The sequence below is a fragment of the Paenibacillus sediminis genome (assembly GCF_017873765.1).
Classification (GTDB): Bacteria; Bacillota; Bacilli; order Paenibacillales; family Paenibacillaceae; genus Paenibacillus_AG; species Paenibacillus_AG sediminis.
This window is the reverse complement of record NZ_JAGGKP010000001.1, coordinates 816,909-843,212: the sequence shown is the minus strand read 5'-3', so window position 1 is coordinate 843,212 and position 26,304 is coordinate 816,909. Positions and strand designations below refer to the sequence as shown.

Here is a 26,304-nt window from a genome sequence, read left to right as displayed (position 1 = left end):
CTATTTTACTATATGGTTTAACCGTCTATAGCTTCATTTTCTCAGGTCCAGTAAGCTTTCTGCCGCTAACATCCAGAACAAGATTACCATCTTTAAGTCCCCATATTCTTGTCGCATGCCGTTCAGCAAGTTCGATAGGAAGCGCTGCAATCACTGTAATTTGCTGGTCTGTACACAGTTTTCTTAATGTATCCAGCACAGATGCAGCCGTTTTTGGATCAAGTCCAATTACAGGCTCATCCGCAGCAATTACCTTCGCTCCATGAACAAGAGCCCTGGCAATCGCTGTTCGCTGCTTCTCACCACCGCTCAAACTGCCTGCTTTTTGATGAGCTTTATCCAGCAAACCTAGTTGTTCGAGTACATCCATCGCACCCATATAATCATCCGAGCGAACCATCCCCGTAAGCATGCGCCACCAAGGCGTCTGACTAGCTCGTCCAATCAATACATTTTTGAGAGCAGTTCGATTAGGATTGAGGTACGGATTTTGTTCAAGATAAGCCCATTCCCGTCTCACTTTAAGCTTACCCTTTATCTTATTGTTCAGAACATCGACCTCATCGATAATAAAAGAACCTTTGTCCCAACGTTCCTGAAGCGTCAAGCAGCGGATCAGTGTACTTTTACCGCTGCCGCTGCCTCCAACAACCGCAATCATTTCACCCTGTTCAATCTGAACACTAATATCATGAAGTACTAGGCGCTTTTCCGGACCTATACTTTTCGTTAAATGTTCCACTTTAATCATCTGTCCGTACTCTCCTCTTCCTTAACTTCCTCTAATCTTTAGTTTATTGGAAAAAAGAATGAATTACCATGCGAACAGACGTTTTTTATTCATGATTATTATGTTGCCTATACCAAATACCAATCGTTGAAAATAGGATATAGCAACCGCCCATGATGATGAAAAAGCTCGGTACAGAAATATACTGCATGCCTAAGCCGCCAATGTTGGGTCCAATGATACTGCCTGCATTAAAATGAAACGATGCAACGACATTTGCAGCAGGAAGCAGCACACGCGGCAACAAATCGGCTGCATATGCAAGTCCCAGGGAAAAGAATGAGCCTACCATTCCTCCAGCAATCATGAGCAGAATCATTACAACATAAAAATGAGTTCCGGCAAATGGCACGAGTAAGAACGCAAGCCCGCCAATCATGCCTGCCGTCATCAGTATTCTTTTTCGACCAAATCTGTCACTAAGCATGCCGAGCGGAAGCTGCAAGATGAGTCCGCCAATGCCGACAAACGGCAAGAGCGTTGAAATTTGACTTTCTAGTAATCCCGTACGAAGACCGTACACTGGGAAGTTACTGTTGATTCCAGCTTCCATATAGCCATATAAAAAGGCAGGTATAAGCGCATACCATGCAATCATATACGTCCGGCTAAATCTACGAGTGGTCTCTTCTCTTCGCTCGCTCTTCTCCGGCTTCGCGTTCGGCAACTTGAAGATGACAAGGACAATCATCACCACAAAGCAAAGGGCGAGAGCTGCAAAAGGTACGATATTTCCATATTGAAGCAGCTTCATTCCAAGCGGTCCTAAGCTGAACCCGAGTCCATAGGACATACCATATAGAGAGATCCCTCTCCCCCGCTGATGTGCAGGGGTAAAGAATAATATCCAAAGCTGTGCCGCATAATGAAGTGCACTATCACCAATCCCGACTAACAAACGCAGAATAAACCATAATTTAATATTGGGTATGAGCGGAAAGAGCAGCAACGTACTAGTCACCAGCAATAAACCGCCGATAAGCAGTTTTTTAAAACCCGTATATCCTAGCAATCGTTCCGCGACGAGTATCATCGCAAATGAGCCAACGTACAGAACAGCAGCATTCATGCCGTTCACAGCCGACGAAACACCCATCTGCTCCATGAAAATCGAGAGAACGGGCAAGAGCAAACCTTGACTTAATCCTGCAACGACTACAACGGCAATAAGAATAAAATATTGAGCCTTAAAATTTGACCTTGATGCAGCAACATCTCCTGTAATCAAACGTAATCCTCCTGTGTAAAAACAAAAGAAAATCGCCAATACGTTGACGACTTTTCTTAAGTATCATTTCTATAAAAATATATAAACCGTTTAATAGCAAACTATCACACATTATAGTAGACAATTGATTACAAGACAAGACATAATAAAACCATTATAATTAGAATAATGATTATCGATATTTTGGGAGGGTACACAAATTCATGGGGTATCAATTAAAAATAGATGTCTCCCCCGTCTATGATCTGCTCGGCAGCTTTATGGTGTATACAACGAAAAAATGGATTCGAAACTTAGATATCGGTATGAACTGGCTCACAGAAGTCGAATCTTCTCTGCCGGCTGATGCTCATCAATCCTTGATACAAGCTGCCCAGTGGCCCTTTGAAGATTATGATGTTCTCTATGTGTGGGCGATCCAGCGGACGAAGGATGAAGGAATCACTGCTTTCTTAGATGATCTTGCTCATGCTAAAGAAAGTACACTCTTTGAAGCAGTAAGGAAGTATATCCCTTCTTTATCTTATGAAAATGCCGTACGTATCCGAAATCAATATGTTCCTCTTCTTCATCTGTGGTACGAGAACTACTTTCGTCATGTAGAAAGCTCTATTACAGCACTCATTGAAGAAGATGCTAGTGAGAAGAAATCGTTACTTCATAAAATGGACCCTGAACCACTTATAGAATATGCCTCAGGAGGAGTGGTCATAGAACCTAACCCATCGATCCGTGAAGTCGTACTCTTCCCAACAGTCCATATTAGACCTATTAATATGTACTCCTTCTGCGAAGAGATGCTACTCATCCAATATCCTGTGGATGTAGCTGAGTCTAATGAAGAAGAACCGCCAAAGGTACTATTGCGTCTTACTCACGCACTAGCTGAACCCGATCGTCTGCGCCTTTTGCGTTATGTAGCAGACGAGCCCAAATCGTTGACAGACATGATTCGTGATTTAAACAAACCTGAAGAAATGTTAATCCATCATTTATTGATGCTGCGTGCAGCAGGGTTGCTTCGTACACATTTAACCCACGGCGATGTTGAAAAGTTCAGTATCCGTCCTGATGGAGCAGCGGAATTGCAAATGTTTCTCGAAACTTATATACACCAATAATGACTAGCTTATCTAGCCAAAAGGAGTGACAGCAAGATGAAATGGAACCATCAGCAACTCATATTCGACCTTGATGATACGCTTATTTATTGTAATAAATATTTTGATGAAGTATTACATCAGTTCTTTGACCTCGTTCACCAATGGTTTATGCCATATAACGTAAGTATTGAGGAAATAAAGCAAAAACAAATTGAAATTGATATTCAAGGTGTACATCATCTCGGTTTTGCAAGCCATCATTTTCCGCAGTCGCTTGTTGACACATACCGCTACTTCAGTCTGCTTCATGGCCGTATCGTTGATCCACGTGAAGAAGCGAAGCTGACCGAACTTGGGATGAGCGTATATGATGCAGAATTCGAGCCTTACCCAGGGATGGTTGAAACACTAGATCAGCTCCATCATGAAGGACATTTTCTGATTTTATATACAGGCGGAGAAACCACTGTTCAGCAGCGTAAAATTGACAGACTCAAGCTTTCTAATTATTTCGATGATCGAATCTTCATTCATAAACACAAAAATATAGATGCACTGCAAAGCATCATCCAGAAACATAAATTAAAACACGATGACACATGGATGATCGGCAATTCTCTGCGTACCGATATTGCACCAGCACTGACCGCAGGTATTAACGCGATCTATTTACAGCAGCCTAACGAGTGGCAATATAATATCGTAGAGCTCGATGTGACTCATCGGTCAGAACTATACACCATTTCTTCACTGCGAGATGTTCCGCAAATTATTCATAAGAGCATTCGTTCCAAAGTGGAACAAAGCAGCTGATCAAGATAAAGAAGGATACCGGAATTTTATTCTGGTATCCTTCTTTATGTACTTCATTACGAAAATTCTTTACCAGTATCAATAATTAAAGACTCATCCGTATCTCTGACTGCTGCATAAAAAATATCAGCCATTTTATGGTATCCATCTTGTTCAAGTTTCATTTTCAACCATTCAGCGTCTTTACCAATTAAATTTAAGTTTTTATGCTGAATTTTCCCTTCAATAATTAAGGATATAGGCATCCCTTCATATTCTACATCTAGATTTAAATGTTTTGGGGTGAGTAGAATAGAGTCTTTGCTGGGAATGACACTTATATCGCCGGTAGGCTCTAATATAGCATACTCGACATTTTTTAAATCTGGATATCCTTCTGCTCGAAGGGTTGCTAACAATTCGATTAACGAATAATGGCTTCGTTTTAAATTTTGCTTAATAATTTTTCCATGCCTGATCAATATAGTGGGTTCACCGATTAACAGACGATTTAACCATCGAAATAAGGACAGCTTAGAAAAAATAATATGAAGAATTGTAACCACCACTATGCCAATAATCGCACGCCCCATATCTTCACTAATAAGCGGCGTGACGGCTAAAGTTGCCAGAAATACAATAGCGGTTAAATCATGAGGGGTTAATTGTGCAAGTGCAGCCTTTCCTAACAGCCTTATCACTACAACGGATATACTAAACAGTAAAATCACTTTGCCCACATAGAGCAGCACTATATACAACCCCGTTTCTCTGTATTCGTTATTTAATAAATATTAGGAGTCCTGCGACAACCAATATAATGCCTAAAACTTTATTTACTGATACAGGTTCATTTAACAACATAACTGCCAAGATGAACGTAATAATTGGATATGTAGATGTAATGGCGACTACTGCTGTTAATCCTGCTCTAGAAAGAGCAAACAAAAAAATCACATAGGCAGTAGGGATTAATATTCCGTTCAGGATCGCAAATACGACCGTATTTTTATAAAAATGAAAGGGTATTCCCGATAGCTTGGCTGTTGTAAAGTAAATCATGACCACAATAATCATGGTAAGAGTAGTAACAAAATTAACTTCGATCGGATGTCCTGTCGAAAGTGCCTGACGATCGATAATTCCATTCAATCCCCATATCAATGTAACCACAAAAATAATCAGATATAACATCTGCTCATCATCACATCCGTATTACGAATTGTTGTCCCATTCATTTAAGTTTAATTTTCAAGGGATTGAACAATGACATAAAAACAAAAAAAGGAGCCCTATTGGGGCTCCCTCTAATTATTCCGTTCGTTCTATTTCAAGTTTACCTGACATGCGGTCCAGAAGCTTAATTCGTCCTTTGAAATCGCCCTGTACAGTTTTGAAGGTAAGCACCTTCGTAGAACCTTGCTCAAGCAACGATTTCAACATCGTCCCCGTTATCTTCTTACCTGAAAATTCCTTCCAAATCACAAATCCGCAGCCCTGTTTATAATGCGTACATCCGTAGCCTTTGCGGCCCTCAATGATTTGACCGCCGCAGCCTTCACGCGGACATGGTGCTAGAGGAGAATAAGTGCTTTTAGCCATCGTTTCACTGCTTGCTCTCTTGCTGTTTGTCATTGTCCCAGATGTTCTCGCTGTCCGTTTATTCGAAGATTTCCCTAGGCTAACATCACCGAAGGAAGCGAGTTCAGCCGGTGCCTGCATTTTCACTTTATCGATAATGGATATCGTAAATCGCTTCACGTTCTCCATAAACTTCTCTTGTGTTGCCTCGCCTTTGGAAATTTGATTAAGCCTGCGCTCCCACTGTCCTGTCATTTCCGGCGAAGTAAGCAGTTCAACCCCAGCGTGACGAATGAGCTCAATTGCCGTTCGGCCTTTTGGCGTAATCATAATTTTCTTGCCTTGCATTTCAATGTAGCCGACATTTTTCAGCCGTTCGATCGTTGCCGCTCGGGTAGCTGGCGTACCAAGTCCTGATTCCTTCATCGCTTCACGTAATTCTTCGTTCTCAATTTGTTTACCGGCGCTCTCCATCGCTTTCAGCAGCGTCCCTTCCGTATAGGCTTTCGGAGGCTGCGTTGCTTTCTCTTTGACGGTGCTGTCTTTACAGAGAACGGACTCATTCGGATTCATTTGGAAAGGCTGATCAACTAGCTCTTCACTATCGTCTTCATCGTTATCCTTGTTTTTTCTCTTGCTTGTCTTATTCTCATCCTGCTGTCCTTCAAGAACAACCTTCCAACCAAGGAAGAGCAGCTCCTTCACATTAGTCTTAAATGTCTCACTCTCTACTTCGGTAAGGACCGTGTGCTGTTTATACTCAGCTGGAGGATAGAAGTGAGATAGAAAACGACGAATGATAAGATCATATATATTTTGTTCTTCTTTACTAAGCGTCCCTGCTCTTTTGAGAGTAGGTAAAATGGCATGGTGATCTTCTACGCGAGATGGATTACATAATGCTTTGTTTTGTTTATGGACAAGCCCCGGATTTGCACCCTCAACCAGCTTTGCATACGACGTGGATCTAAGCATATGAAGCGCTTTGTGCATGCCTTCGATGTTCTGCTCTGTAACGTAGTTCGAGTTCGTCCGCGGATAAGAAATCACTTTATGTTTCTCATAAAGCGCTTGTGCAATATCTAACGTTTTCTTCGCAGAATAGCCATATTTCGCGTTCGCTTCACGTTGAAGCAATGTCAGATCATACAGTTTATAAGGATACTCTTTCGTCTCCTTTGCTTCATAGCTCGTAATCTGCCCTTGCTTCCCTTTCACCTTCGTACCGATTGCTTCCGCTGCTTCCTTGGAAGTAAGACGCTCTCCTTGCCACGTCCCTTGATACGTTCGATCTCCTTGCGCAAACTGAGCTTTCACTTCATAGAACGTCTGCGAGTCGAAAGCTTCGATTTCTTTCTGCCGATCATAGATCAGTGCAAGGACCGGTGTCTGAACCCTTCCTACGGACAACAACGTATTATGTCTAGTCGTAAAGGCGCGGGAAGCATTCATCCCTATTAACCAGTCTGCTTCGCTCCGGGCTCTAGCAGCTCGAGTTAAATTGTCAAAATCGGTCCCATCTCGTAGTTCCCTGAACCCTTGAGCAATGCTCTCGGCTGTTAGGTCTGAAATCCATAAACGCTGAACAGGCATTGACAGCTTAAGATGCTGTTCAATCAGTGCAAATATGTACTGTCCTTCTCTCCCCGCATCACATGCGTTAATGATGCGATTACAACGTTTCGCCAGTTCTCCAATCACTTTAAGCTGATCCTTCGTCCTCGGATTCGGGACGATCTTGAAATGATCTGGAATGATTGGAAGATCGCGAATATTCCATTTTTTATATTTTGCATCATAAGCATCAGGTTCTGCTAGACCTATCAAATGACCGATGGCCCAAGTAATAATAAAGTGCTCCCCTTCTATGTAGGTCCGATTATTCTTCCCTTTAGGTTCAATCACCGCAGCGATTGTTCGCCCCATATCCGGTTTTTCAGCAATTACAAGGGTCTTCATATCCCAATTGTGCCTCCTCTGCAAAGTTGCCGTACGTCATTCACCAATTCACATAAAAAGGAGCCGCGCTAAAGCGCAGCCCCATGTGCTTCATGTCTATTAACTATTATACCAAAACCGTCGAACCCATCAAATATTTATCTACTTCACGAGCTGCTTCGCGTCCTTCATTGATTGCCCATACAACCAAGCTTTGTCCGCGGCGCATGTCACCAGCAGCAAATACTTTATCAACATTTGTTCTATACTGTCCGTATTTCGCTTTGACATTGGAACGACGATCTGTTTCGAGTCCAAGCTGCTGAGCAAGTGTTTGTTCAGGTCCGTCAAAACCAATTGCGATCAGAGCCATGTCTGCTTTGAATACACGCTCTGTTCCTGGAATAGGCTCGTAGGATTTACGTCCATTTTCATCCACTTTACGCTGAATTTGAACGGTATGCAGCTCTTTCAAGTTGCCTTCGTCGTCGCCTACAAATTTCGTAGTCATGATCGAGAATTCGCGAGGATCCTCGCCAAAAATCGCTTTAGCTTCTTCTTGTGCATAATCCAGCGTATACACATTCGGGAATTGCGGCCATGGGTTATTAATTGGATCACGAGTTAGCGGTGCTTTCTGATGTGTGCCGAACTGAGTGACGCTTCTGCATCCATGACGAAGAGATGTAGCTACACAGTCAGATCCTGTATCCCCGCCGCCGATAACGATTACATGTTTATCTTTAGCAGAAATATAATTGCCATCTTCCAGATTAGAATCTAGCAAGCTCTTAATCGTTCCTGTTAAGAAGTCCATAGCATAATGAACACCTTTAAGATTGCTTCCTTCAATGTTGAATTCACGAGGTTTAGTAGCTCCGCCGCACAATACAACTGCATCATATTCGTCAACTAGCTGCTTAGCAGGAATATCTTTGCCGATCTCGGTATTCGTTACGAACTCAACACCTTCTGCCGCAAGCAAATCAACACGACGCTGTACAATTTTTTTATCCAACTTCATCGATGGAATACCGTACATTAATAGACCGCCAATCCGGTCAGAACGTTCGAATACGGTTACCGAATGACCTGCCTTGTTCAGTTGAGCCGCAGCGGCAAGGCCCGCAGGTCCTGAACCTACAACAGCGACGCGTTTGCCCGTTCTCTTCTCAGGAGGTGTTGGAACGATCCAACCTTCTTCAAATCCTTTGTCAACAATCGCTTGTTCGATAGACTTAATCGTTACAGGTTGATCGATCAAGCCAACTGTACAAGAACCTTCACATGGTGCAGGACAAATACGGCCCGTAAACTCTGGAAAATTGTTCGTTTTGTGCAGACGCTCAAGCGCTTCACGCCAAAGTCCACGGTATACGAGGTTATTCCATTCCGGAATTAAGTTGTGTACAGGACAACCCGATGTACCTCCTGTCATATCAATACCCGTATGGCAATATGGTGTACCACAGTCCATACATCGAGCACCTTGCGTACGAAGCTCATCTTCCGACAAAAGTTTATGAAATTCTTCCCAGTCTTTCACCCGTTCAATCGGATCACGATCCACTGGCAGCTGCCGTTTATATTCCATAAAGCCTGTAGGTGTTGACATGTTACGTTCCCCCATCCGTCTTCCATGTTGAATTTTTTAATGCCCATTGTATCACAAAAACAAACTAATGTGATTCAGTACTCGATCTCATTTCAATAAAATATTTATGGTCACCCTATTAAAAACGCTTATCCAGTCAATATTTCAATAATATTAGCATCAGGTAGATTTGATATTAAATGGACAAACGGTATAATAGTTTGCATTTTTTACATCTTGCGTATAAATGTTACGAAATCATAATCGTAGTCATTTCGTTCATCTCGAGTCCCTCGGATCTCCTCAGCCTTTTCAAACTCATCCCAGTTCACAGGCGGGAATTTCGTGTCTCCCTCAAAATCATGATGAATGATCGTAACGATGAGCTTATCCGCATAGGGTAAGAATTGCTCATAAATATGAGCCCCGCCAATGACCATCAATTCACCCCGTTCAGCATATGTAAGAGCTTCCTCAATAGAATGCACCACTTCAGCCCCATTTGCCTGAAATGACGAGTCTCGTGTCAGCACTAGATTGTGACGGTTGGGAAGCGGCTTGCCGCCTAGTGAATCCCACGTTTTTCGTCCCATTACAATTGTTTTACCTGTCGTTTGAGCTTTGAAAAAAGCCATATCCGCCGGTAAACGCCATGGCAGACGATTATTAACGCCAATAATTCCGTTCTGAGCCATTGCCCATATTAAAGATACACTCATGTTATCATGACCCTTTCTTCTGCTTCTTTACTTTATGATATCACCGTAGATCTGAAAACAACAGATTTTTGAGATAAGCATATCATGAATAAAACAAGCTACCCTTTATCATTTAAAGAGTAGCTTGTTTTGTATGCAACCTATTAAACTGCAATCGGCGCTTTAATGCCAGGATGAGACTGATAGTTTACGAATTCAAAATCTTCAAATTGATAATCGAAAATAGAGTCCGGCTTGCGTTTAATTCGTAATTGCGGAAGCGGATAAGGCTCTCTCGTTAACTGCAACTTGACCTGCTCGAGGTGATTTAAGTAGATGTGTACGTCGCCGCCCGTCCAAATGAGATCGCCAACTTCCAAATCACATTGCTGAGCAACCATATGGGTTAGCAGAGCGTATGATGCCAAGTTGAATGGCAGTCCCAAGAACGTATCTACTGATCTCATTTGAAACATACATGACAACTTGCCTTCCGCCACATAGAATTGGAACGCGTAGTGACATGGCGGCAGAGCCATCGTATCAATTTCAGCGACATTCCATGCATTGACTAGATGTCTGCGGGAATCAGGGTTTGTTTTAATTTGGTGAATGACATTCGAAATCTGGTCAATAACTTGTCCGTTCTGGCCTGGCCATGTTCTCCACTGAGCTCCGTACACACGGCCTAGGTTTCCTTCTTCATCTGCCCATTCATCCCAAATGGTTACTCCGTTATCACGCAAATATTTAATATTCGTATCGCCGCTCAAAAACCAAAGCAACTCATGAACAATCGACTTTATGTGCAATTTTTTAGTAGTTAATAGAGGAAATCCTTCCGCTAAGTTCATTCTCATTTGTCTACCGAATACAGAAATTGTGCCGGTACCTGTACGATCTTGTTTCTGTACACCATTTTCTAAGACATCGTTAAGTAAATCCAAATACGCTTTCATTAGTCACCTCATATAATCGAAATCCATTTCATTATATTATAACAGAGGCAGACTCATTTCGGAATTAGAACATTATTTGACTTCTAAAATACTCTTAGCAACAGATTTCTTTAATTCATTGACAAACACTGAATCGGGTATTTTATACTCTGGAGGTGCAACTGCGTAGATCATATTCCAAATATATGGATCTGGCCAAAGATGAAGTAGATTACAAGGAAGCACGTAACTTAACAGAATTGAAGTACATGATTGATGAATATATGGAGCACTATAACACGACCAGAAAGCAATGGAAAATAAAAAGATGACTTCGGCAGCTTACCGAAGTCATCTCATCGCTGCGTAGATAGCAGCATCTCTTTTTATTAAACTGTCTACTTTATAGGGTGCAGTTCAATACGTTCCTGTCTCTTCCTTTAAAATATCGTATTAGCGGCGAGGAGCCATAATATGGATTGGATGACCCAAAGCCAAGTCAGCTGTCTCTGCTACAATTTCACCTAGTGTTGGATGTGCATGAATCGTAAGAGCGATGTCTTCGAGTGTAGCACCCATTTCAATAGCGAGTCCAAGTTCAGCGATAAGGTTCGAAGCTTCTATTCCTACCACTTGGCAGCCAAGTACAAGCTCTGTCTCTTCATCAGAGATCAGTTTCACGAAACCGTCTGCATTGTTAAGTGACAACGCACGACCGTTCGCAGCATAAGGGAATTTAGAAGACTTCACTTTATAGCCTTTATCTTTAGCTTGTTGTTCTGTATAACCAACCGTTGCACATTCAGGATCTGTGAAGGCTACGGCAGGAATGCATTTATAATCAACAACGGAAGGAAGTCCTGCAATCGCTTCAGCTGCCACTTTGCCTTCATACGAAGCTTTGTGTGCAAGCGCTGGTCCAGCAACAATATCTCCAATCGCAAAAATATGAGGAATGTTCGTGCGACCTTGGTGATCTACTTTAACAAGACCGCGCTCATCGAGTTCAATACCAATGAGATCAAGACCAAGTTCACCGTCTGTATTTGGACGACGGCCAACCGTTACAAGTAAGTAATCCGCAGTAACTTCTTTCGTTTCGCCGTTCACGGAATATTTAACAGTGACATCTTTATCCGTTTGCTCAGCGCTTTCCGCTTTTGCATTCGTAATAATTTCGATGCCTGTGTTCTTCATATTCTTAGCAACAAGCTGTGTCATATCTTTATCAAAACCTGGAAGAACGGTATCTGCGCCTTCGATAATCGTTACTTTGGTACCAAATTTAGAGTACATTTGTCCGAGCTCGGCACCGATATATCCGCCGCCGATGACGATCAGGCTTGAAGGGAGCTCAGGCAAGCTAAGCGCTTCAGTTGAAGACAGGATACGACCGCCGAATGGGAATGGTTTTAGTTCAATTGGACGGGAGCCTGTCGCGATAATGCAGTTTTTGAAACGGTAACGAGGTGACTCGTGTTCGTTAAATACGCGAGCTTCATTTTGGTTAATGAACATTGCTTCGCCTTCAAACACTTGTACCTTGTTTCCTTTCAGCAATCCGCTAACGCCGCCAGTTAATTTTTTGACAACACTGTTTTTAAATTCTTGTGTTTTAGAAAAATCAACTTTTACATTTTCAGCGGTGATGCCAAAAGCGTCACCGTGTTTTGCCGATTCATATTGATGCGCTGCAGAAATAAGAGCTTTGGATGGAATACATCCAACGTTCAGACATACACCGCCAACATGAGCTTTATCCACGATCAATACACTTTGTCCGAGCTGAGCAGCACGGATGGCGGCAACATAACCGCCAGGACCCGCACCAATTACCAATGTGTCAATGTCTAGTGAAGCATCTCCTACTACCATAGTAATTACACCTCCATAACTAGTAACTCAGGGTTGGCAAGCAATGATTTAATATAATTCATAAAGTTTTGTGCAGTTGCACCATCGATGAGACGGTGGTCAAAGCTGAGGGACAGAGCCATCACAGGAGCAGCTACGATTTCGCCGTTTCTCACGACAGGTTTCTCAGTAATACGTCCAGTTCCTAGAATCGCAACTTCAGGGAAGTTGATAATTGGAGTGAAGAACATACCGCCTGCAGAACCAATATTCGTGATCGAAATTGTGCTTCCTCTCATTTCAGCCGGGCTAAGTTTACCTTCACGACCACGAGCAGCAAGGTCACGGATGTCGTTTGCAATCATCCAAATACTCCGGCGGTCAGCGTCTTTAATGACTGGAACGATAAGTCCGTTATCCGTGTCAGTAGCGATGCCGATGTTGTAGTATTTTTTGTACACAATTTCGTTATTCTCTTCATCGATCATTGCATTCATCACTGGGAACTCGCGGGAAGCCGCGACAAGTGCTTTAACAATGAACGGCAAGTAAGTCAATTTCACGCCTTTTTTCTCCGCGATTGGTTTCATTCGAGTACGGAATGCTACCAATTCCGTTACGTCCACTTCGTCCATAATCGTAACGTGCGGTGCTGTGTATGCGGATTTAACCATAGCGTTTGAAATCGCTTTGCGAATACCTTTGAATGGTACACGTTCTTCTTCTGCACGTGGATCCACAGCCACAGTTGTTGCCATATCTGCTGGAGCCGCTTTTTCAGCCTCGTTATTAGAAGCCGCTGCTGCTTTCGGAGCTGTAGGTTGTCCGCCGTTTTTGAAAGCGTCTACATCGTCTCTCGTTATTTTACCATTATTGCCCGTCCCTGTAACTAAAGAAATGTCGATTCCTAGTTCACGAGCGTATTTACGAACACTTGGCGTAGCCAATACTTCTCTATTCGGAGCTGCTGGAGCTGTTGCTGGAACTGTTACTGGTGTTGGTGCTGCTGCTGCTGGAGCTGCTGCTTCTGGTGCAGTTTGCGCTCCGCCTTGAGCCGCTTCTTCTTCTGCGCCGCCATGGCCTGGTGCTTCTTGCTCAGGAACATCGCCTTCCGCATCGATCACAGCAACAACTTCTCCGACACGGAACACTTGACCATCTTTAGCGAACACTTCTTGAACTGTACCATTCACCGGACAAGGAACTTCGACAACCGCTTTGTCGTTCTGTACTTCCATGATAATGTCATCGTCCGTAACCTTATCGCCCGGTTTGATATGCATCTTAATAATTTCACCTTCGTGTAAGCCTTCACCTAACTCAGGGAAACGATATTCGAATTTAGCCACTTGCATAACCTCCCTAAAAAATGCCTTACTTTAGAATTCCATGACTTTGTTGACAGCTGCAATGATGCGAGCTGGCGTAGGAAGCCATGTGTCTTCGATTAGCGCAAAAGGGTACACCGTATCTGGACCTGCTACACGAAGTACAGGGGCTTCAAGGTGAAGAATTGCTTTTTCATTAATTTGTGCAATAACTTCTGCTGCAATGCCGGCAGATTTCTGCGCTTCTTGCACAACAATTGCACGATTTGTTTTCTTAATAGAATTCACGATCGTATCGATATCAAGCGGAACAAGAGTTCTAAGGTCGATAATTTCAGCTTTAATTCCTTTTTTCTCAAGCTCATCTGCAGCTTTCACCGAAGTGTGAACAGTCATACCGTAAGAAATAATTGTTACATCCGAACCTTCACGAACGACGTTTGCTTTGCCGAGCTCAATAGTGTAATCCTCTTCAGGAACTTCTGCACGGAATGCATGGTACAAGTTCAAATGCTCCATAAAGAATACAGGGTCATTGTCACGGATTGCCGAAATCAATAATCCTTTTGCATCGTATGGATTAGATGGAACAACCACTTTAATCCCTGGAGTTTGCGCAATCATACCTTCTAGAGAATCGGTATGAAGTTCCGCCGCTTTAACGCCGCCGCCAAATGGAGTACGGAATACGATTGGAGCGTTGTAACGACCGCCCGAACGGTAACGCATACGCGCTGCTTGCACCAACATTTGGTCTAGTGCTTCAAAAATAAAGCCGACAAACTGAATTTCCGCAATAGGACGGAAGCCTTGAATACCTAGACCTACAGCCATCCCGCCAATCGCAGATTCTGCAAGCGGAGTATCAAATACACGTTCTTCCCCGAATTCTTTCTGCAGACCTTCTGTCACACGGAACACACCGCCAACATTACCAACGTCTTCCCCGAATACGATGACGTTTGGATCGCGTTTCAATTCTACGCGAATTGCATCGCGAATTGCTTCTTTCATGTTCATTTGTGCCATTGCTTCATTTCCTCCTTAAACATTCACAGTTCACGTCAATCCTTGAAAAGCTGTTTATTATTGAAAATCAGCTTTTTGCTCTTCCAAATATTTTGGAGTTTTCTCGAACATTGAGTCGATCAAGCCGGCAACTGTCATTTTTTCAGTTTGCTCTGCTTTTTTAATTTGTTCGTTTACTGTTGCTTTTGCTTCTTCTTTCACACGCGCTGTATCTTCTTCAGTCCAGAGACCTTTTTTCTCCAGATATTTTCCGAAACGAACGATTGGATCTTTAATGCTCCATTCGCTTTCTTCGTCCTTCGTACGATATTTCGAAGCATCATCAGACAAGGAATGCGGACGGAAACGATATGTAACAGCTTCGATTAATGTAGCCCCTTCACCATTACGCGCGCGTTCCGCAGCTTCTTGAACCGCTTTAATAACAGCAAGAACATCCATACCGTCCACTTTAACACCTTTAATACCAGCAGCTACTGCTTTATGTGCGATTGACAATGCAGCTGTTTGTTTGGAGAAAGGAGTTGTAATTGCATAACCATTATTTTGTACAAAGAAAATGACAGGCAAAGTAAATCGTCCAGCAAAGTTAAGTGCTTCATAAAAATCGCCTTCGGAAGAACCGCCGTCACCAGTGTAAGTAATAACAACCTGTTTTTGTTTTTTCAATTTGTAGCCCATTGCAATACCCATGGCATGCAGCACTTGAGCACCAATTATAATTTGCGGCATGAGAACGTTTACACCTTCAGGGATTTGACCACCATGTTGATGTCCGCGGGAGTATAGGAATGCTTGATATAACGGCAATCCGTGCCATACGATTTGCGGCATGTCACGATAACCAGGAGCAATAAAATCATCCTTTTGCAGAGCAAATTCACTGCCTACCATCGTTGCTTCTTGACCCGATACTGGCGCATAAAAACCAAGGCGGCCTTGACGACCTAAGTTAACAGCTCGATCATCCCAAGTACGAGTAAATACCATGCGATACATTATTTCTTTTAATTGATCATCGGTGAGTTCCGGCAATTTATCTTTGTTAACGATTTCACCTTCCGGGGAAAGTACAGATAACGCTTGAACTTCCTCCGTATACACTTCATAAGGAACCTTGCTCATTATCTTCACCTCAATAAAAAATTTGAATATCAAGTTCCGCTGTTATAGAATTATTATACACCTGTTGTAATCCATTCGTCAAAGACGACAGCGTAGATCATTGACTCTATTTTTTCTTGTTTATATAACAGACGAACAATCATTATATAACAGTTCGATACAATTCGCATACATATCCATTTGCCACCAAATATGGATTACATCTAATTATTGTGTCTTATATTGCAAAAAAATAATCAAAAAGGGTGACAGTCGTGACCGATTCTCGCTATTTAAAACGTACTATTGTTAAAGAAGTCATTGAAAGCAAATACTTAAACGAACAGCGAACATTGCGCGTTTACCTGCCTCCTGGATATAACGAACTCTTAAGTTATCCTGTCGTCTATTGCCAGGACGGTGAACAATTTTTCAATTTTGGACGGATTGCGACTACTGCAAATCAACTGATTATGGATGAAGGGATTGAACCTTTCATCATTGTAGGTGTTGATGTTGATTTGGAAGTGAGAACTTCCGAATACGCTCCTTTCGGGAGCCGATTTGATGCTTATACCTCATGCTTTGCCGAAGAAATCATTCCCTTTATTGAACAAAAATATCCTGTGAGACCGGATCGGATTTTAGCGGGAGACTCCTTGGGAGGTTGTGTGTCGCTTCATTTAGCGCTGAAGAATCCGCATCTGTTCACGAAAATCATTAGCCTCTCAGGCGCTTACTACGATCTTTCCAGAGAGATTATCGCTAAAGAAACGGATCTATCATGGTTATCTATCTTCATGATTGTTGGACTGCAGGAGACAGCATTTGAATCTGGGTCAAAAGTATACAACTTTGTAGAAATAAACCGAACAACTCGGAGCTTATTAGAGGAACGCGGAGCAAGCGTATATTATGAAGAGAAAGATGGCCAGCATACATGGGGTTTTTGGCAAAAAGAACTTCCGTCAGCGCTCGCATATTTTCTGGAGTAGAGTCATATATCAATAAGCAATGTGTAACCCCCCTTGAATTTGGGCTCAAGGGGGGTTACTTTTTCTTTCATATAAATAAATACCTGATAATCAGACCATCGTCAGACCATACTACCATTTGAATCCAAATCGTAAGGATGTGAATTCTAAATGGAGTTTATGAACAGTCAGCAATCACTCACGGTATTGCAGTGGATCCTCAGAGCTGTGATTTCTTTTTTCTTTTTACTATTTGCAGCTAAAATTATGGGCCAGAGGTCCATTTCTCAGCTTAGATTACTTGACTTTATTATGGCTTTAATGCTCGGCAACATTATCGCGCATCCTCTGTCTGATGAACGGTTATCGCTCACAAATTCCATGATCACGATGTCGGCCTTGGTCATCCTGTACATCGTTAGTGTATTTGCTTCATTGAAGTGGAACAGGATTCGCTATTTTCTCGATCCTTCTCCCTTTCCACTCATCAAGAACGGACGCATCATTTATGAAAACTTACACAAAGCTAGAATATCCATTGACTTTTTATTATCCCAATTGCGAAAAGAAAGAATCGAAGAGGTTCACAAAGTTGCGCTCGCTTTATGGGAACCAGATGGTACTATATCTATTTTCCTCGATCCGAAGTACGGGGCTGTAACAGCTAAAATGATGCATTTAAAAACACAGCCGTTCGATTTACCAACAACAATCATCAAAGAAGGAACCATTGATCACGATAATCTTCATCAGACTGGAAAAGACGAAGAATGGCTGAAGAATAAACTCAAAATGACATACCATACTGACATACAAGACATTCTATTAGCTACCATAGATCATAACGATAATTTAAAAATAGTTTGGTATAAATAGCTGCGTTCCTAATCTTAATGACTCGTTAACGAATGCTCTTTCTGAATCATATCTAACAAGGCGTCACATCCTGCATCAACCAGACGGTACACTTCTTCAAAATTGCCGGTATAATATGGGTCTGGTACTTCCCTCAGCTTTTCATTTGGCAGCAAATCCATGAAACGGATGATATGAGCATTCTCACTGCCTGTAAGCTTAAGGACATTCTGTACATTGGAATTATCCATACAAACGATGTAATCAAACTTATCAAAATCTTGGGATTTTACCTGTCTAGCGACGATCCCTTCATAACTGACACGGTTGCTTTCTAATATTTTGCGAGTTCCTTTATGCGGTTGTTCGCCAATATGCCAGTCACCAGTTCCAGCTGAATCAACTTTAATAAGATGATCTAACTGATTCTTCTTTACCTTGTCACGGAGAACCGCTTCTGCCATTGGCGATCTGCAAATATTACCTAAACAAACAAATAACACGTGAATCATATGTATTAACTTCCCTTTCGTTCTATAAATGCACGTCATGATTTTGATTGGAACCTATATTATGTGAAGCAGTGACGTTTCCTGCTCCAACCGGTCTAAGTGTTCTGTGAGGGAGCTTCCATTTGTAGTAGACGGACAGCATCCGAAATACGACAACAAGCACAAATAAACAAAGAAGTCCAATCGTAGTATTAGATACGTTAAGTCCAACCCATAGCCCAGCAACCATCGCCCATACTGCATAAATTTCATCACGCAGCACAAGAGGCTTACGGCCTGCGAGCAAATCGCGGATAATTCCACCGCCGATCCCAGTCATCACTGCTGCAACAATAATCGCATTCAGCGGATGCTTCATATCCACTGCATACAGTGCGCCTTGGATGGCAAATGCCGATAGACCGATCGCGTCAAAGAACACCTCTGTCCTCTTCCAATGTTGAATCCATCTCATAGGCAGCACAAAAGCGATGAGTATCGAAATCACAGCAAGTGTAATAAGCAAGTGCTGAGTCCACAATGTTGTGACTGGAACGCCAATAAGCACATTTCGAATGACTCCACCGCCAAAGGCAGTTACTAAACCAAGAACAATAACTCCAAGTATGTCATAATCCTCTTCCATAGCTACGAATGCCCCTGACATCGCGAAAGCTATCGTTCCAATAATACTGAATATGTCAAACACGTGCATTTCCAAGCGCACTCAACCCTCTTTTCACTCCATTGACGTTATATTTATTTTATTCATTTTTTATCAAATTGTACAACCCTGAAAACTGAATTATACTGGTCATGAAATGAATACGCAGAAAGGGTGTAATCCGTTGTCTTCTAAAAGAATACTGATCTTTACCGGGGGGGAACTTAGTCCCCTATTTTTACATGAAATAAAGCAAGAAGACTACATTATTGGGGCAGATAAAGGAGCGTTATTTCTTATAGAAAATGGAATCTCACCGCACGTATCCGTAGGAGATTTCGACTCAGTAGGGATCGAAGATCTGAAGTTAATTCAAGAAAAAAGTATTAAGACAATTACTTGTGATCCAATCGACAAGGATTTGACCGATACCGAATTAGCTTTTAACATCGCACTGTCTAGAGAACCTGATGAAATCATTTTATTAGGTGCAACTGGAACCCGCCTTGATCATACGCTTGCTAACATTCAAATGATGATACGAGCACTGCAAAAGAACATTCGCCCTTCGATTGTAGACGCTCATAATTGGATTACTTTAACCGACAATATCATCACTATTGAAAAAAGAGGTTATACATACGTGTCCCTACTTCCAATTACTTCAACTGTAAAGGGTGTAACATTATCTGGGTTCATGTATCCACTTGATCACGCCACTTTAATGCTCGGCGAGTCGCTTGGAATCAGCAATCAGTTAATACATGAGTCAGGTACGATTTCCATTGAAGAGGGACAGCTGCTCGTTATTCAGAGTCATGATTGATTTGAAGAGAAAAAAGTAACAATTTTGTAACGATAAACTTAAATTTATTACTTTATAAAACCTTTGAGAAATCAAAGGTTTTTTCTTTTTTTGTTACAGTAACAATATAGTTATGATTAATATTTTGTAATATTTTAATGCATTTTTAATAAATGCTTGCAATCCCATGGCAGACAAGCCTTTGCGCCGATCTAACCAAAAACTAGCAATCTCAAAAGCTGTTATACTTTGAAACGAACCTGATAGAAAACATTTTTTGGAGGTAATACAGCATGTTCAAACTGATACTCAAAAAAGTGGTCGCTGTAGGGTTGTCCGTGGCAATCGGATTGTCAGGTGTGATGGTAATTGAATCGGGCGTTCATAAAGCTGCTGCAGCTGATAGCACATCTACAACAACACTAGCTGACAGCATTATCAATTATGGTGAATCATTTATGGGTACGCCATATAAATTTGGCGCTTCTACCAAAACGACAAGTGTATTTGACTGCTCTTCATTTATGAAACATATTTACGGCAAGTTTGGCATTGAGTTGCCGCGTTCTTCCGTAGAACAATCAAAAACTGGCTACGCAGTATCTAAAGCTAACTTGAAAAAAGGCGATCTTGTCTTCTTCTCCAGCGGGAGCCGTGCAAACGGAAGCAATGTAACTCACGTTGCGATGTACATTGGTGACGGTAAAATTTTGCACACATACGGTGCTCCTGGTGTAACGATTTCTGATCTCAACTCAGGAACTTGGAAGAGAACGTATTTAAAAGCTCGCCGAGTATTGTAATCTGATTTATCCGAGAGTAACATGAATAAAGCTGATGTCGCGTATAATTGCAGACATCAGCTTTTTTTATATTTTACGGTTCTTGAAGCATATATCCAATCCCGCGAACCGTTGTAATTAGTTTTACTGGGCGGCCTTTATCTATTTTTTGACGAAGATGACGAATGTACACATCAACGACGTTTGTGTTTATTTGAAAATCAACACCCCATACCTCTTGCAAAATTAATTCACGCGTGCACACTTGATTGGCATGACTTGCAAGACACAATAGAAGTTCGTATTCTTTAGGGGTTAGGTTTATAAGCTCTCCATCTCGTTTGGCTTGTTTTCTCTTGGGTTCAATGACGATATCACCCACACGAATGACATTCTCATTGTTCCCCCGATTCCTGCCAAAAATCGCAAGTAAATTTCGAACCCTTACTTTTAGCTCTGCCATCTGAAATGGCTTGATTAAATAATCATTCGCTCCGCAGTCGAAAGCATACACAATATCTTTCGTCGTATCTTGTGCTGTAAGAACCATAATAGGATAGGATAGATGTTGCTTGGAATCACATAATCTTCGCAGCAATTCGTATCCGTTAAGTCCATCCAGTTTCAAATCCAGTATGAGAAGGTCAACTTCATGGTCATTTAAATATTCAAGCGCATCCATTCCGTTATTTAGATGATGTACCTGATATCCGCTCTGTACCAAACCCGCGATGACTTTATTTGCTGTATCTTGATCCGACTCTACGATAAGAATTTGTTCATTCACGGACCTCAACCTGCCATTTGTCGTTTTTCTCAGTTCCATCTTATTTAGTTTCTCAAAGTCAGGTCAAGTTCATGCGCTCAGCCAAAATATTTATGGTACAGCGTTTTTGCCTCTGCAATATTTTTCGTTCCATGAATGAGTGCTCTTCCATCTTGAAAAATAACGATCCGATGTTCCCCCACGGTAAAAGAAACTAAAAACGGATTTCGCTCCACTGTGCCTTCTTCTAGATCAGATAAACGCTCTGCCACGGCTTGTAAATTAATTTGCCTCTGAATTGCGGGCCTAATCTGTACTGTATCGCGGCCGCATAGCACTTCGCTCTTCTGTAAATTAGAAGCAGACAAGTAAGGATACGTCGCATGTGATCCGCAAGATAAGCACTGCTCATTTTTGGCGTGGGCTACATGAATAGCGAATTGTTCATTACGCCACAAATCGAATGACAAGAGGGTCGTCCGAAGCGCCTCAACATGACCCGTAAGCAGTTTCAGCGCCTCCGTTGTTTGATGGGCTGCGACCATCTGTACTGCGGGAGGAATAATGCCAGCAGTATCACAAGTATCCCCTCCTAGAGGTGCGGTCTCAAGCAGGCAATTTAAACAAGGCGTATGTCCAGGAATAATGGTGTACGTAATGCCATAGCTGCCTACACATCCGCCATATATCCAAGGAATACTATGCTTCTGCGAAATATCATTGATCAGCAGCCTAATATCAAAATTATCAGTGGCATCCATAATAAGATCGACGCCATTTATTAGATCTTCTATTTCATTCCGTGTTACGTCCATTACATATGTATCAATGGTGACTAACGAATTAACAGCAGTCAGACGTTCTTTGGCTGCGATTGCTTTCGGTATTCTTGCCTCCGCATCTCTTTCCGAGAACAGCTGCTGGCGCTGCAGGTTGCTCCATTCCACATAGTCTCGGTCTGCAATCGTAATATGACCAACACCGGCACGAACGAGCGTTTCAGCAATATTTGTGCCAAGCGCTCCTGCTCCGATCACAAGCACATGGCTCTTACCAATGTTACGCTGCCCTTCCTTCCCAATCGGAGTAAAGCGCTCTTGTCTTGAATAACGGTCTTTTTGATGAACTTCCCCTGCTGAGGGCTTTGTGCTCGGTGCGATAGATTTTTCATCTGAATTGCCCATTTACGCCTTTGCCTCCTTCTTCATTAAAGCGCTGCACTTGGCATCAATATAACAAATGAAACAAACTGTTGGCTATATGCTGAATACAGATGAGAAAATGGCTGTCTATTGTCATCTCAGCAATAGCACAGCCATTTCATTGCATTTATAGGATTAAACTTTTTTAGTAGACCATTCTTCTACATTCCAAATTTTCGTAACCCAATCTTCATAAAAGTCAGGCTCGTGGGATACGAGCAGTACGGTTCCTTTAAATTCTTTCAATGCTCGCTTAAGCTCTTCCTTCGCAACGACATCTAAGTGGTTCGTCGGTTCGTCAAACAAGATCCAGTTCGTCTCACGCATCATCAATTTACAAAGACGTACCTTCGCTTGCTCGCCTCCGCTCAGCATGTTCAGCGGACGAGTGATATGCTCATTCTTTAATCCGCAACGCGCCAGATGAGCACGCACTTCATGTTGATTCAAATGTGAAAATTCATTCCACACATCGTCAATTGGCGTAATATTGCCTGGCCTTACTTCTTGTTCGAAGTAAGCAGGGTATAAGAAATCCCCTTGATACGTTTTACCGCTGATCGGCGGAATTTTGCCAAGTATCGTTTTGAGCAATGTCGATTTACCTACACCGTTATAGCCGACAATAGCAATCTTATCTCCACGTTCTATCGTCATCGACATTTTGGGAAGCAGCGGATGTGTATATCCGATTTCAAAATCAATGCCTTCAAATACCATTCTTCCGCTGGCACGCGCTTCTTTGAATTGGAATGTCGGTTTTGGAGCTTCTTGAGGTCGATCAATCCGTTCTATACGTTCGAGCTGTTTCTCACGGCTCTTCGCTCGTCCTGAAGTCGAATAACGAGCTTTATTGCGCTGAATAAAGTCCTCTTGCTTCTTAATAAACTCTTGTTGCTTCTCATATGCATCAATATGTTGATTTTTATTGATGTCCGCCATTTCAAGAAACTTCTCGTAGTTAGCTGAGTAACGAGTTAACTTCGCAAACTCAAGATGGTAAATGACATTAACCACTTGATTCATGAACTCCGTATCATGTGAAATAAGGATGAATGCATACGGGTATTCCTTCAAATAATTGGTAAGCCACTGAATATGTTCGACATCCAAATAGTTTGTAGGCTCATCAAGAAGAAGAACGTTTGGCTTCTCAAGCAGCAATTTTGCCAGCAATACTTTAGTACGCTGTCCACCGCTAAGCGATGCAACGTCCCGATCCAAACCGATAGCGTTAAGACCTAAACCGTTCGCCATCTCTTCAACCTTGACATCAATCATGTAGAAATCGCCGATCTCAAGCTGTTCTTGAATTTCACCCATTTGTTCGAGCAGTACTTCTAACTCTTCTGGTGAAGCATCTGCCATTTTCTCCGTGATTGCCATCATTTCTTTTTCAAGCTCTAATAGCGGTAGAAATGCATCTTTTAGAACATCACGGATCGTTTTACCTGGCGTTAATTTCGTATGCTGGTCCAAATAACCGTAGCGAACTTTCGGTGTCCACTCCACTTTTCCTTCATCTTTGAGCAATTGGCCGGTTAATATATTCATTAGAGTAGATTTACCAACACCATTAGCACCCACTAAACCAACATGTTCACCGGCAAGTAACCGGAAGGATACATTTTTAAATAGAGTTCGTTCCCCGAAATTATGGGATACATTTTCAACAGTCAATAAACTCATATAATAATGCAAGCTCCTATCTATTGAGTCCTTTGTTAAATACAGATTTTTGAACATTCAAGAATCTATTGTAACATAGGATTGAGCTTGACTGAATAGTCAAAATCATTAGATAATTTCACTGATTCGTACAGCTTCGTTCATAGTATCCTTGCGCCGCAGCTTCCTTCTTGCTGCTAAAAGCCTGCTCCACCCGATATGAAAATTTGCAGCTGTCTGGATAGTAATATTTCAACCCCGTTGCGTCGTCTACTGCCCCATAAATGACCGGCTTCTTCACTAATCTCCCGCTTCCCAGTGCGTAATTGTTTAAATATTGATCCCCTACAGGCATCCCTTGTATAAATGCAATAATCCCTATGTCATCAATGGAATTGTTCCATTCTTCCTGAGAAATGGTCGGAAGCGTAAATTCATAAGTCACTCCGACTCTTGAAGCATACTCGTTGTGCTTATTAATGTAATATGCCAAATCATTTTGAATACTCGTAACAATCGTTGAACGACGCACATGGTCAAATGTATCTGCATCTTGAAGCAACGGTATCGTATTCGTTCCTTGTATTTCATGTTGAAATCCATGGTACCACGTTTGGTTGTTCGCACCATACGCAGTTACATAGGAATCAAGAGTAAACTGTACGCTGTTCCCATCTCTATCCGCATAAGCATATGGTTTCTTAGGAGACCATTCATGGGAAATTATCGTCTCCCCGTTATCATTCACATATTCTGAAGCCGCATAAATATAGTATCCATCATAATCAATGACAATAAGGGCTGGAATAAACCTGAGCAATGCTTCCTGAGCTGAAGAGTCTTCAGATATTCCGAAATTTAAATAGAGGGTGTGCAAAAAACTGTTCAACGCACTGTCCTTGTCGGCTTTAAATGATTTTAACGATTCGTATTTCGATTCGTACTCTTGCATCTCGTTAATATCTAATGATTTCGCTGCATCCTGTGTAGCAGTTCTAAGTGCAGTTGAATATTGCACGAGCAACCGATTGACATGCTGTTGGTCATTGACATGGTACCCAAATATAACAAACGACGGCAAAAAGATAATCACAAATACAAGCCCAAACTCAGTAATCTTCATTCAGAATCATTCCTCCATAAGGAACAGCAATCGTTGTCCCATCCCCTCTGTTTGATCCTGTTAAGAAGTCTCTTAGTACAGAAGATATTGTTCGATTCGTATTCTTCACAGTAACCGTAAAAAAGTCTCCCACATTAAACTTATATTTTCGGTCGTCACTATCTTTTGGTTCATTGTTGTCTGGAAACAGTACATTCATCAGCTTCTCCGTATAGAAACCATCATAATAAACGCTGAATTTATCCTCAAATGTATTCGGATTTGCGGGATCACTATATTCGGGATGATATTTTTTGTGTAAATGCTCCATTTCAACTTGATAAGTCCCCCCAGTTGCATTCATTTCAGTTATAAAATCCTCATACATGATCGGCGTTAAATACCCTTTTGTTCGAACTGCATCTACAAATTGAGTCAGTGAATTGTACACGACCATTTGCGAAAGATCGTCCTGTCGTTCTGCCGCCTGGGTCGTAGGAAACATATAGAGCAGCAGCACCGCAATAATTGCCGCAAACACTTTAGACAACGAATTCACGTGAGCCACCTCTCCTAACGCTTGTTGAAAACAATTTGTATAAGCTTCCCCGAGCCATTTCGTATGTAAGATACGATATAGTTTTTAGTTAGATCGAGTAGAGACACATCTACGTCGTTTATATCCGTCGTTTCGGGAAAGATATGGCCGTCTACCTTAATCGCTACACCATTTTCTTTAATTTGCGCGATACTTTGCAGCACTTGAGCCCCTGAATAGGTTTCTGGGTCAGTCATTTCAATTGTTGATTGAACTGAGCGTTTCTGCCCATAATTATTGTCTCTTACTACCAATAATGCTCTATCCATTTGTGAACCGAGATGAAGAGTATACACACAAGCAGTAATAAACAAACTTAGAGCAACACTTAATAAAAGCATTCTTTGTGTAGTTTCTGACATCATCTAACCTGCCTTTATATGAAGTCTCCTCTATATAGAGGAGACTTTCAGCGTCTTG

The 26,304-nt window shown here is 41.9% G+C and carries 26 protein-coding genes and 1 pseudogene; 7 read left to right on the top strand and 20 right to left on the bottom strand.

Features of this window, described 5'->3' with window-relative positions; genetic code table 11:
* Positions 1-25: 25 nt before the first annotated feature.
* Together J2Z20_RS04060 and J2Z20_RS04055 are read right to left on the bottom strand one after the other, a co-directional pair.
* Positions 26-751 carry a phosphonate ABC transporter ATP-binding protein gene (locus tag J2Z20_RS04060; RefSeq protein ID WP_209845632.1) on the bottom strand — a complete coding sequence of 242 codons (726 nt, stop codon included), beginning with the start codon at positions 749-751 and terminating at the stop codon, positions 26-28.
* A gap of 85 nt (positions 752-836) precedes the next feature.
* On the bottom strand, positions 837-2,018 hold the full coding sequence (locus J2Z20_RS04055) for an MFS transporter (protein ID WP_245251853.1): 1,182 nt from the start codon (positions 2,016-2,018) through the stop codon (positions 837-839).
* Positions 2,019-2,221: 203 nt separating this feature from the next.
* Here J2Z20_RS04055 and J2Z20_RS04050 point away from each other — a divergent pair, with 203 nt between their 5' ends.
* Together J2Z20_RS04050 and J2Z20_RS04045 are read left to right on the top strand one after the other, a co-directional pair.
* Positions 2,222-3,139 (top strand): ArsR/SmtB family transcription factor, encoded by a 918-nt coding sequence (locus J2Z20_RS04050; protein ID WP_209845630.1) that lies wholly within the window; start codon positions 2,222-2,224, stop codon positions 3,137-3,139.
* 36 nt (positions 3,140-3,175) lie between these two features.
* Complete coding sequence (locus J2Z20_RS04045; protein WP_209845628.1) at positions 3,176-3,934, top strand: HAD family hydrolase; 759 nt, start codon at positions 3,176-3,178, stop codon at positions 3,932-3,934.
* A 56-nt stretch (positions 3,935-3,990) separates the two neighbouring features.
* Here J2Z20_RS04045 and J2Z20_RS04040 read toward each other — a convergent pair whose 3' ends face one another.
* The 6 genes from J2Z20_RS04040 to thyA form a co-directional block, all read right to left on the bottom strand.
* A complete protein-coding gene (locus J2Z20_RS04040) occupies positions 3,991-4,665 on the bottom strand; it encodes a DUF421 domain-containing protein (RefSeq protein WP_209845626.1) in 675 nt (224 codons plus the stop codon).
* A gap of 28 nt (positions 4,666-4,693) precedes the next feature.
* The gene (locus J2Z20_RS04035) at positions 4,694-5,107 is read right to left on the bottom strand and encodes an EamA family transporter (RefSeq protein WP_280921725.1); all 414 of its coding nucleotides are present in this window, start codon (positions 5,105-5,107) and stop codon (positions 4,694-4,696) included.
* A 117-nt stretch (positions 5,108-5,224) separates the two neighbouring features.
* A complete protein-coding gene (locus tag J2Z20_RS04030) occupies positions 5,225-7,453 on the bottom strand; it encodes a type IA DNA topoisomerase (RefSeq protein ID WP_209845622.1) in 2,229 nt (742 codons plus the stop codon).
* Between the two features lie 106 nt (positions 7,454-7,559).
* Positions 7,560-9,047 carry a glutamate synthase subunit beta gene (locus J2Z20_RS04025; protein ID WP_209845620.1) on the bottom strand — a complete coding sequence of 496 codons (1,488 nt, stop codon included), beginning with the start codon at positions 9,045-9,047 and terminating at the stop codon, positions 7,560-7,562.
* A 209-nt stretch (positions 9,048-9,256) separates the two neighbouring features.
* On the bottom strand, positions 9,257-9,745 hold the full coding sequence (locus J2Z20_RS04020) for a dihydrofolate reductase (RefSeq protein WP_209845619.1): 489 nt from the start codon (positions 9,743-9,745) through the stop codon (positions 9,257-9,259).
* A 143-nt stretch (positions 9,746-9,888) separates the two neighbouring features.
* Positions 9,889-10,683, bottom strand: a complete 795-nt coding sequence (gene thyA / locus J2Z20_RS04015; RefSeq protein WP_209845617.1) for a thymidylate synthase — start codon at positions 10,681-10,683, stop codon at positions 9,889-9,891.
* A 197-nt stretch (positions 10,684-10,880) separates the two neighbouring features.
* Between thyA and J2Z20_RS04010 the strand changes: the two are divergent.
* Positions 10,881-11,032: pseudogene (locus J2Z20_RS04010) on the top strand (IS3 family transposase); the annotation flags it as partial.
* 83 nt (positions 11,033-11,115) lie between these two features.
* Here J2Z20_RS04010 and lpdA read toward each other — a convergent pair.
* The 4 genes from lpdA to pdhA are packed head-to-tail and all read right to left on the bottom strand — an operon-like array spanning position 11,116 to position 15,998.
* Positions 11,116-12,537 carry a dihydrolipoyl dehydrogenase gene (gene lpdA, locus J2Z20_RS04005; RefSeq protein ID WP_209845614.1) on the bottom strand — a complete coding sequence of 474 codons (1,422 nt, stop codon included), beginning with the start codon at positions 12,535-12,537 and terminating at the stop codon, positions 11,116-11,118.
* A gap of 5 nt (positions 12,538-12,542) precedes the next feature.
* A complete protein-coding gene (locus J2Z20_RS04000) occupies positions 12,543-13,865 on the bottom strand; it encodes a dihydrolipoamide acetyltransferase family protein (RefSeq protein WP_342454254.1) in 1,323 nt (440 codons plus the stop codon).
* Between the two features lie 30 nt (positions 13,866-13,895).
* Positions 13,896-14,873: an alpha-ketoacid dehydrogenase subunit beta gene (locus J2Z20_RS03995; protein ID WP_209845610.1), complete on the bottom strand. Its 978-nt coding sequence runs from the start codon at positions 14,871-14,873 to the stop codon at positions 13,896-13,898.
* A 57-nt stretch (positions 14,874-14,930) separates the two neighbouring features.
* The gene (pdhA, locus tag J2Z20_RS03990; protein WP_209845608.1) at positions 14,931-15,998 is read right to left on the bottom strand and encodes a pyruvate dehydrogenase (acetyl-transferring) E1 component subunit alpha; all 1,068 of its coding nucleotides are present in this window, start codon (positions 15,996-15,998) and stop codon (positions 14,931-14,933) included.
* Between the two features lie 254 nt (positions 15,999-16,252).
* On the opposite strand from pdhA, the gene J2Z20_RS03985 reads away from it, so the two are divergent.
* Positions 16,253-16,972 (top strand): alpha/beta hydrolase, encoded by a 720-nt coding sequence (locus tag J2Z20_RS03985; protein WP_209845606.1) that lies wholly within the window; start codon positions 16,253-16,255, stop codon positions 16,970-16,972.
* A gap of 150 nt (positions 16,973-17,122) precedes the next feature.
* Positions 17,123-17,827 (top strand): DUF421 domain-containing protein, encoded by a 705-nt coding sequence (locus J2Z20_RS03980; protein WP_209845605.1) that lies wholly within the window; start codon positions 17,123-17,125, stop codon positions 17,825-17,827.
* A 14-nt stretch (positions 17,828-17,841) separates the two neighbouring features.
* On the opposite strand, the gene J2Z20_RS03975 is transcribed toward J2Z20_RS03980, so the two are convergent.
* Both J2Z20_RS03975 and J2Z20_RS03970 read right to left on the bottom strand, forming a co-directional pair.
* Positions 17,842-18,318 carry a low molecular weight protein-tyrosine-phosphatase gene (locus J2Z20_RS03975; RefSeq protein ID WP_209845602.1) on the bottom strand — a complete coding sequence of 159 codons (477 nt, stop codon included), beginning with the start codon at positions 18,316-18,318 and terminating at the stop codon, positions 17,842-17,844.
* A 22-nt stretch (positions 18,319-18,340) separates the two neighbouring features.
* The gene (locus J2Z20_RS03970; RefSeq protein ID WP_209847268.1) at positions 18,341-19,012 is read right to left on the bottom strand and encodes a trimeric intracellular cation channel family protein; all 672 of its coding nucleotides are present in this window, start codon (positions 19,010-19,012) and stop codon (positions 18,341-18,343) included.
* A gap of 133 nt (positions 19,013-19,145) precedes the next feature.
* On the opposite strand from J2Z20_RS03970, the gene J2Z20_RS03965 reads away from it, so the two are divergent.
* On the top strand, positions 19,146-19,787 hold the full coding sequence (locus J2Z20_RS03965) for a thiamine diphosphokinase (protein WP_209845600.1): 642 nt from the start codon (positions 19,146-19,148) through the stop codon (positions 19,785-19,787).
* Positions 19,788-20,059: 272 nt separating this feature from the next.
* Positions 20,060-20,569, top strand: coding sequence for a C40 family peptidase (locus tag J2Z20_RS03960; RefSeq protein WP_209845598.1), 510 nt, complete (start codon positions 20,060-20,062; stop codon positions 20,567-20,569).
* A gap of 73 nt (positions 20,570-20,642) precedes the next feature.
* Here J2Z20_RS03960 and J2Z20_RS03955 read toward each other — a convergent pair whose 3' ends face one another.
* The 6 genes from J2Z20_RS03955 to J2Z20_RS03930 all read right to left on the bottom strand — a co-directional run bounded on the left by J2Z20_RS03955 (position 20,643) and on the right by J2Z20_RS03930 (position 26,246).
* Positions 20,643-21,335, bottom strand: a complete 693-nt coding sequence (locus tag J2Z20_RS03955) for a winged helix-turn-helix domain-containing protein (RefSeq protein WP_209845596.1) — start codon at positions 21,333-21,335, stop codon at positions 20,643-20,645.
* Positions 21,336-21,412: 77 nt separating this feature from the next.
* On the bottom strand, positions 21,413-22,498 hold the full coding sequence (locus tag J2Z20_RS03950) for a thiazole biosynthesis adenylyltransferase ThiF (RefSeq protein ID WP_209845594.1): 1,086 nt from the start codon (positions 22,496-22,498) through the stop codon (positions 21,413-21,415).
* 153 nt (positions 22,499-22,651) lie between these two features.
* Positions 22,652-24,205, bottom strand: a complete 1,554-nt coding sequence (locus tag J2Z20_RS03945) for an ABC-F family ATP-binding cassette domain-containing protein (protein WP_209845592.1) — start codon at positions 24,203-24,205, stop codon at positions 22,652-22,654.
* A gap of 118 nt (positions 24,206-24,323) precedes the next feature.
* Complete coding sequence (locus tag J2Z20_RS03940) at positions 24,324-25,307, bottom strand: hypothetical protein (RefSeq protein WP_209845590.1); 984 nt, start codon at positions 25,305-25,307, stop codon at positions 24,324-24,326.
* The gene (locus J2Z20_RS03935) at positions 25,294-25,791 is read right to left on the bottom strand and encodes a hypothetical protein (RefSeq protein ID WP_209847265.1); all 498 of its coding nucleotides are present in this window, start codon (positions 25,789-25,791) and stop codon (positions 25,294-25,296) included. The genes J2Z20_RS03940 and J2Z20_RS03935 overlap by 14 nt, the downstream gene beginning before the upstream one ends.
* 68 nt (positions 25,792-25,859) lie before the next feature.
* Positions 25,860-26,246 carry a hypothetical protein gene (locus J2Z20_RS03930; protein ID WP_209845588.1) on the bottom strand — a complete coding sequence of 129 codons (387 nt, stop codon included), beginning with the start codon at positions 26,244-26,246 and terminating at the stop codon, positions 25,860-25,862.
* Positions 26,247-26,304: the final 58 nt, after the last annotated feature.